Origin of the sequence: Bacillus sp. 3255 (genome assembly GCF_031456485.1) — a bacterium.
In the GTDB taxonomy this organism is placed as follows: Bacteria; Bacillota; Bacilli; order Paenibacillales; family NBRC-103111; genus Paenibacillus_E.
Genome location: NZ_JAVDUS010000025.1, coordinates 132,978 through 141,670 on the forward strand (window position 1 = coordinate 132,978; position 8,693 = coordinate 141,670).

Annotated in this window: 3 protein-coding genes; all 3 read left to right on the forward strand. The window is 53.9% G+C overall.

Going from position 1 to position 8,693, the window contains the following annotated elements; all coding sequences use genetic code 11:
• The first annotated feature begins 19 nt into the window (after nt 1–19).
• The gene (locus tag J2X61_RS31140; protein WP_310193725.1) at nt 20–3,703 is read left to right on the forward strand and encodes a dynamin family protein; all 3,684 of its coding nucleotides are present in this window, start codon (nt 20–22) and stop codon (nt 3,701–3,703) included.
• Between the two features lie 267 nt (nt 3,704–3,970).
• Nucleotides 3,971–5,830, forward strand: coding sequence for an ABC transporter ATP-binding protein (locus tag J2X61_RS31145; RefSeq protein ID WP_274468174.1), 1,860 nt, complete (start codon nt 3,971–3,973; stop codon nt 5,828–5,830).
• A gap of 14 nt (nt 5,831–5,844) precedes the next feature.
• Entirely contained in the window at nt 5,845–7,674 is a 1,830-nt protein-coding gene (locus tag J2X61_RS31150; RefSeq protein ID WP_310193738.1) for an ABC transporter ATP-binding protein, read from the forward strand.
• Nucleotides 7,675–8,693 lie beyond the last annotated feature (1,019 nt).

Consider the following 8,693-nt stretch of genomic DNA (forward strand, 5'->3'; position numbering starts at 1 on the left):
TAAGGAGCGGAACGGACGAATGAGGCAAGCCATCGATACAAGCATCTCGGTCATGCCGGATGCGATCAGCAACATGCAGGGGAGTTTACAAACGGCGGGGGATCTGGATAACGCGAGCAAGCTCGGGCAGCTGCTCGTGAAGCTGGCGTCAGGGCGAATGAATATCGCCTTCTGCGGCCATTTCTCCGCGGGGAAATCAACTTTAATCAATCAGCTTTGCGGGCATGCGCTGCTGCCTTCGAGCCCGATTCCGACAAGCGCGAATATCGTGAGCATCCGGAACGGATCGCCGGCGGCACATGTTACGCATCGCCATGCCAGTCTGCAAGGCACAACGAACACGATTCCGCTTGACGAATTGGAAGCGTACTGTGTCAACGGGACGGACATCGAGACGGTGGAGATTACGTATCCGATTGCACTTCTCGGAGACAATACGGCGCTGCTGGATACGCCGGGCATCGACTCTACGGATGACGCCCATCACAAATCAACCGAGTCCGCCTTGCATCTCGCGGATGTTGTGTTCTATGTGATGGATTACAACCATGTGCAATCCGAAGTAAATCTAGCCTTCACGAAGAAAATGAAGGAGTGGGGCAAGCCGCTCTATCTTGTCGTGAATATGATCGACAAGCATAAGGAGTGGGAGCTTCCTTTCACGCAATATCAAGAGGGAACGAAGCAAGCTTTCCTGAACTGGGGCATCGAGCCGGACGGCCTGCTCTTCGTGACGATGAAAGAGCCGCACCATCCTCATAACGAGTATGGGAAGCTGCAATGGCTCCTGAAGCGGCTGATCGAACGCGGTGACGAGCTGCGCGCATTCAGCATCGACGCGTCCGCGCGTTACTTGGCTGCCGAGCACGGCAAATGGCTGGCTGAACAGCACGAGCCGCTCAAAGCGGAGCTCATGGAGCAGATCAGCCAGGAAGGCGATGTGCAGGAGACCGAAGCGCTCGCCGCAAGGAAAGAAGAGGAGCTGGCGGCTTTAAAGGGACTGCCGGAAGCGTTGACGGCACAGCTGCGCAAGGAAGTTGGCACGATCATCGAGAATGCCAACATTACGCCGGCCTTGACCCGGGATCAGGCTCACGCCTATTTGGAGAGCCGCAAGCCGGGGTTCAAGGTAGGCTTCTTCTCCAGAGCGGCGCAGACCGCACTGGAGACGGAGAAACGGCTGAATGCGTTTCAGGCGGATTTCGCCGAGCAGGTGGAAGCGCAGCTCGATTGGCATCTGCGCGATTCGCTGAAGAAAGCGGCGCAGAGCAACGGGCAGCATGATCCGGGGCTGATGGCGCAGATCGAAGCGCTGCGCGTGGAGGTCACCGCACAGTGGCTTGCAGCGCAAGTGAATCCGGGGGCGACGTTCGGCGGGGAGTATACGCTCAACTACATGAAGCAGGTCGCCTCCGATGTGAAGCAGCAGTACCGCCGGGCGGCCTTCGCGGTCATCGACGCGCTCGCGGCCGCGGTACGCGAGCACAGCGCTCCGGCGCTCGCCGCGCTCGCGGCCGAGCTGGAAGCGCTGGGCAGCCGCCTCGGGGCTGCCCGAGAGCTGCGCCGCCTCGAAGCGTCCGAGACGGCGGCAACGGCCCGGCTGCTGAGCATGGCCAGCTGGGCGAAACCGGCTGCGCCGGCACTGCCGGACGCGCAGCTGTACATCCCCATGGAGGAGCAGGCCGCCCAGCTAAGCGGGCTGCATGTGACCTCCATGGATAAGATTTTGCAGGCCGCAGCTCAGGCTACTGCGGCAGCGCCTGCGGCAGCTGCCCCTGCGGAGGCAGCGCCGTCCGCGCCCGCCGCGTTCACCTCGGGTGAACACGTAGGGCGCATGGAGCGCAAGGCCGCCGACCTGCTGGCGGCCTCACAGATCATCGACGGGCTGCCGTCGATGCGGTCGATCGCGCGAGCGATGCGCGACAAATCGGAACGTCTGCGCCAGCGGACGTTCACGATTGCGCTGTTCGGCGCGTTCAGTGCCGGCAAATCGTCGTTCGCCAATGCGCTCATCGGCGAACGGGTGCTGCCGGTCTCGCCGAACCCGACGACGGCGGCGATCAACAAAATTATGCCGCCGCAGGAAGGCTGGCCGCACGGCACGGCCAAGGTGAAGATGAAGAAGGCTGATGCGATCCTGCAGGACGTCCTGTATTCCCTGGACATTCTCGGTGTCCAAGCGAGCGATATGCCGTCAGCATTGAAACGGATCGGTTCACTGTCGCCTTCCGATGTTACCGCCAAAGGGAAACCGCATTATTCGTTCCTGAAGGCGGTAGAGAAAGGCTGGCAGCTGGCAGAGCAGCATCTGGGCACGGAGCTGAAAATTACGAAAGAAGAGTTTCCCAGCTACGTTGCGGACGAATCCAAGTCTTGTTTTGTTGAATTTATCGAATTATATTATTCCAATCCATTGACGGAACAAGGCATCATCTTCGTCGATACGCCGGGGGCGGATTCCATTAACGCCCGACATACCGGCGTAGCGTTCAATTATATCAAGAATGCGGACGCAATTCTGTTCGTGACCTATTACAACCACGCCTTCTCGCAAGCGGACCGCGAATTCCTGCTGCAGCTCGGCCGAGTGAAAGACAGCTTCGAGATGGATAAAATGTTCTTCATCGTCAACGCCGCAGATTTGGCAGCCAGCCCGGAAGAGCTGGAAGGGGTCGTTACGCATGTGGAGACGAATCTGCTTCAGCACGGCATTCGCAACCCGCGGATTTATCCGATCTCCAGCTATTTGGCGGCGGAAGGCAAAATTAAAGGCGATGAAGCGCTTGTGGAAGGCTCCGGCATTCGCCCGTTCGAGCAAGATTTCGTGCAATTTACGTTTAACGAGCTAAGCGATGTTGCGATACACGCAGCTAATCTGGAGCTGAATCGGGCTATTGCGACGATGCAGCAGTGGCTCGAGAGCGCTCAGTCCGGCGAAGAACAGCGCAAGCAGCAGCTGCTCACGCTGAATCAAGCCGAGCAGGACGGCGCGGCGCTGCTGAACGGCTCGCAATTCGAGGCAGAGCTGAAGGAATTGAAGAAAGAGATTCAAGAGCTTCTGTATTATGTGAAGCAGCGTACGATGTTCCGGTTCGGCGAGCTATACAATTACGCCTTCAACCCTTCCACCTTCCGGGAAGAAGCGAGAGACGGGAAACAGGCGCTCCAATCGGCCTGGAACGAATTGCTGCGCATGATCGGCTACGATCTCTCCCAGGAAGTGCTGGCTACGACGCTTCGAGTGGAAAATCGGATGAACGGGATCGCCAGCTCCCGCGTCAAGCGTTGGGAAGATCAGCTGCGCCAGATTATGGAAGGCTTTGAGGGCGGTAATTATGAGCCTAACCAATTTGCTACGCCGGAAATCAGCGCGAAGCTGGAAGCGCCGGACGTATCACCGAAAGTGCTGCAAAGCCATTTCAAGAACGCCAAGCAATTTTTCGAAGGGGATGGCAAAAGTAAGCTCCGGGCCGATTTGGAAAATCGGATGACCGCGCCTGTCGCGCATTTCATTGAAGGGCAAACATCCGAGCTTGAGAGCGCTTATGCCGATCAGTTGGATGCATGGCTGCAAATCCAGAAAAATCAGATGTTGCAGCTGCTGAACGAGCATGCCGAAGGCATGCGGGATGCCCTGCAAATGAAGATCGATTTGAACGAACTAATATCCAAACAGCATCAATTAAAGTCGTTTGTTTCCTAAGGAAATAGCAGGGTTGGACTTGTTCGCTGGAACAAGACCAACCCTTTTCCTTGTTGTGCCATGTAAAGGCTTACATAGAGGGTTATCGGGATGATTTTAAAGAATAGGGGGGATTCCTGCAAGTTTTTGTGAACTTATGGGCTTTTAAGCGATTATATCACGCATTCTCTAGATTGCCCGCATATAGGGATGGTGTTAAGATTCATTAAGTATTAAAACGCTTACCGAGCTTTTCCAAATTAGCCTTCTTGAGGAGGGGTCACGAAAGTGGAAGTATTCAGGCAACTGAAGCCCTATTTTTGGCCAGAGAAAAAACTGTTTTTTGGAGCAATTCTATGTTTGGCAATGGCAACTGCATTAGGTCTCGTGTATCCGAATTTGCTGAGGTATTTGATCGACGATGTGATCGCCAAGAAGCAATTCGATCTCGTGCCCAAACTGGCGCTTGTCGTTGTACTCGTTGTATCGCTGAAGGGGATGTTTCAGTTTTTGCACGGATTGTGCGGAGGCCGATTGGGTAATCGGGTTGCCTATCATTTGCGGAATGCGCTTTATAACAAGCTGCAGTATTTATCCTTTCAGTACTATGATCAGGCTAGAACGGGGGACTTAATGTCCAGACTGACAGCCGATTTGGAAGCGATCCGGCAATTCATCGGCTTCGGTTTCGCTCAGTTGCTAAACGTCGTATTAATGCTCGTTTTCGGGATGAGCATGATGTTTTCGATCAACTGGCAATTAGCTTTACTTACGATGATTTCGATGCCATTCCTGGCATTTACGGCAATACGCTTTGAAGGCAAAATCCATCCAGCCTTCCGGATGGTCCGCCAGTCACTCAGTTCGATGACAACCGCGGTGCAAGAAAACATTACCGGCGTTCGGACCGTGAAATCGTTCGCACGCGAGTCTCATGAAGTGGAGAAATTCTCGGCTCGCAACGAGGATTATAAAGCGATGAATATCGAAAGCTCCGGGATTTGGGCGAAATATTTTCCGATCATGGAGATTTTGGCGAATTTGAGTGTTGTCATTCTGCTCGGTGTTGGCGGTTACATGGTCATCCAGGATACGATTTCGCTTGGCGAACTGGTTGCCTGCTTCAGCTTAATCTGGTACATCATCGGACCGATGTGGGGATTAGGTTTCCATATTAACAACTTCACCAATACCAAAGCATCCGGCGAGAAAATCCTCGACATTTTGCACCAATACCTGCATGTGAAAGATGCGCAGGACGCTGCTGAAGTGAAGAGCGAAAATGTGAAAGGCCATGTCCGCTTCGAGAATGTTACGTTCGCCTATCCGGAGAAGCAGCCTGCTCTTTACGATTTTAATCTGGATGCGCCTCCAGGCTCGGTCATCGGGCTTCTGGGCAGCACAGGTTCCGGGAAAACGACGGTCATTTCCTTGCTGATGAGAGCCTATAACGTGAAAGAGGGCAAGGTTAGTCTGGACGGGAAAGATATCCGTTCGCTGCAAGTCGAAAGCTACAGGAACCAAATTGCGACCGTTTTCCAAGAGACGTTCCTGTTCTCGTCCACGATTCGCAATAATATCGCTTATGGGCGCAAAGACGTGACGATGGACGAAATTATTCGCGCAGCGAAGCTGTCCAAAGCGCACGATTTCATCTCCGAGCTCCCGGAAGGGTATGACACGGTTGTCGGGGAGCGCGGACTTGGCTTGTCGGGCGGTCAGAAACAGCGGATCGCCATTGCCAGAGCGCTTATCAAAGATCCGAAGATTCTTGTGCTGGACGATGCGACCAGCGCCGTCGATATGGAAACGGAGCATGAGATCCAAGCCGGCTTCAGTGAGGTCATGGAAGGCAGAACGACTTTTATTATCGCACATCGCATTTCTTCCTTGAAGCATGCCGATGAGATTATCGTGTTGGATAAAGGCAGAATTGTCCAAAGAGGCAAGCATCATGAGCTTCTGCAGCAGGAAGGCCTATACCGCCAAACTTACGATATTCAATATGCCGATCAGCCGAAAGAAACGTCGGCGGGCGCTCAAATTGCTGCGGCTAAGGATACGTCGAATGAAACCGGCGCCGACGCAGAATCCACGATGAACGCGCGTAACCATTCCTCTTTGCAAGAAAGAAGGTTAGCACATTGAGTACGAAATCGAAGATAGAACAAGCGACTGCGAAAGGGCAGGATTCGCAAGTTGGCCAACGATTTGTGTATCAAGACGATGAATTGATCGATAAGCCCTTCGACTGGGGACAATTAAAACGATTATTCGGCTATATGAAGCCGTATCGGAAACAAATGCTGCCGATCATCATCATCATGATGCTTGTCGGCGCCATCACGAAGCTGACGGTTCCGCTGTTGATCCGGGAAGCGATCGATAAAGCTATCATTCCTAAAGATTCCAGCTTGCTGCTCATCATTGTCGGCGTCATGCTGAGCGTGTATATCATTCAATGGCTTGCCAACACATTTCGTATTAAGTATACGAATATGATCGGCCAGCGTGTCATTTATGACTTACGGCACGACCTGTTCAGCCATATTCAGAAGCTGTCCTTCCGATTCTTCGATACGCGTCCGGCCGGCTCGGTTCTGGTGCGTATAACGAACTACGTCAACTCGCTGCAGGACTTGTTTACGAACGGGGTTGTCAATCTGTTGATCGACGTCGTGCAGTTGGTCGGGATCATCATTATTTTGTTGACGTTTAACTTCAAATTAGGTGCGGCGATTATCGTGACGGTGCCGATCATGTTCTTGATCTCCACCAAGCTGCGGAAAAAAATCCGCCACGCCTGGCAGGACGTTACGATGAAGCAATCCAGGCTGAATGCGCATTTGAACGAGTGTATTCAAGGGATTAAGGTGACTCAAGCGTATACGCAGGAAAAAGAAAACATTCAATTTTTTACGAAAATGAACATGGTTAACCGGTTATCCTGGAACCGCGCTTCGATGCTCAACCAATCGTTCGGTCCGCTCATCGAGATTACAGGTGCGGTCGGCTATTGCATCTTGTTCTGGTTAGGCGCCTATTTGATCCAAACGGAAGAAATTTCAGTCGGTTTGCTGGTCGCCTTCGCTACGTACATAGGCTATTTCTGGGAGCCGATTACACGGCTTGGTCAAATGTATTCGCAGCTGCTGATTGCCATGGCTTCCGCGGAGCGGATCTTCGAGTTCATCGATGAGAAGCCGACGGTCGCCGAGCTGGAGGGTGCCAAAGATTTGCCGAACATTCAGGGGAATGTGAAATTCGAGAAACTGGTCTTCGAATATGAGCCGGGCCGACCTGCCCTCAAAGGCTTCAACCTGAATGTGACCGCGGGGCAGTCCATTGCCTTGGTCGGTCATACGGGCTCAGGCAAAAGCACGATTATGAATTTGCTCTGCCGGTTCTACGATCCGACGGAAGGCCGCATAGAAATTGACGGCCATAATATCCGGAACGTGACGATCCAGAGCTTGCGTTCGCAGATCGGTGTCGTGCTGCAGGATACGTTCATTTTCTCGGGAACGATTCGCGATAATATCCGTTTCGGCCGCTTGGATGCGACGGATGAAGAAATTGAGAACGCCGCCAAGGCCGTGCATGCGCACGATTTTATCATAGGACTGCCGAACGGTTATGACACCGAGGTGCAGGAGCGCGGGAACGTGCTATCTATGGGACAGCGGCAGTTGATTTCGTTCGCGAGGGCGCTTTTGGCGAATCCGCGGGTGCTTATCCTGGATGAAGCGACGGCAAGTATCGATACCGATACGGAGCTGAAAATTCAGGAAGCGTTGAAAACGCTGCTTGCGGGCCGCACGTCCTTCATCGTGGCTCACAGGCTTTCGACCATTCGGAATGCGGACAAAATTGTCGTGCTGGATCACGGCCGCATGATGGAGATCGGCAACCATGACGAGCTGATGCGCGAGCAAAAAATATACTATGGCTTGATTCAAGCGCAGTATAAGTTTTTGCAGGATGCCGTATAGAAAATCAAATATACATTTTGATTGGGTTTTGCGCAACGGGGTGGAAGATTTTCTCAGAGCGGATGGTTAAGGGAGTTAGGCGGCTTGCAGCGCGTAGCTCCCTTTTTTGCGGTTATGAGGCGCCGGTGTCCGGTAGCCGTGGATGGCACGACGTTGAAGTGTCTGCCAACGGGAAAAGTCAGCGAAGCCCGCCATGGAATGGCAGCCTTCACGGCAGCCAGCTAGCCGGCAGCGTAGCGTTCATCGAGTCCGCGCCCGTCTCTAACGGACACAGCTGCGCTTATTCGGCGAAATATCGCCGATCAGGAACTCTAACGGACAGGAGCGCCGCTATTTGTCCATTTTGAATGAATTTCGCCCCCAAAATGGGCGAATAGGAGCTCCTGTGTCCGTTAGCCGCGCAGCGCGCTGACAGACAGGGAAATAACGGCGCTGGTGTCCGTTAGCCGTGGATGGCGCGGCGTTGCAGTGTCCGCCAGCGCCTTCATCGAGTCCGCGCCCGACTTAACGGACACAGCTGCGCTTATTCGGCGAAATATCGCCGATTAGGAACTCTAACGGACAGCGGCGCCGTTATTTGTTCATTTTGATTGCATATCGCCCCCAAAATGGGCGAATAGGAGCTCCTGTGTCCGTTAGCCGCGCAGCGCGCTGACAGGCAGGGAAATGACGGCGCTGGTGTCCGTTAGCCGTGGATGCCGCGGCGTTGCAGTGTCCGCCAGCGCCTTCATCGAGTCCGCGCCCGACTAACGGACACAGCTGCGCTTATTCGGCGAATTATCGCCGATCAGGAACTCTAACGGACAGTGGCGCCGCTATTTGTCCATTTTGATTGCATATCGCCCCCAAAATGGGCGAATAGGAGCTCCTGTGTCCGTTAGCCGCGCAGCGCGCTGACAGACAGGGAAATAACGGCGCTGGTGTCCGTTAGCCGTGGATGCCGCGGCGTTGCAGTGTCCGCCAGCGCCTTCATCGAGTCCGCGCCCGACTAACGGACACAGCTGCGCTTATTCGGCGAA

Excerpts from the sequence above, each read along its gene's own strand:
- J2X61_RS31140 (WP_310193725.1), top strand. The coding sequence starts at position 20 with ATGAGGCAAGCCATCGATACAAGCATCTCGGTCATGCCGGATGCGATC.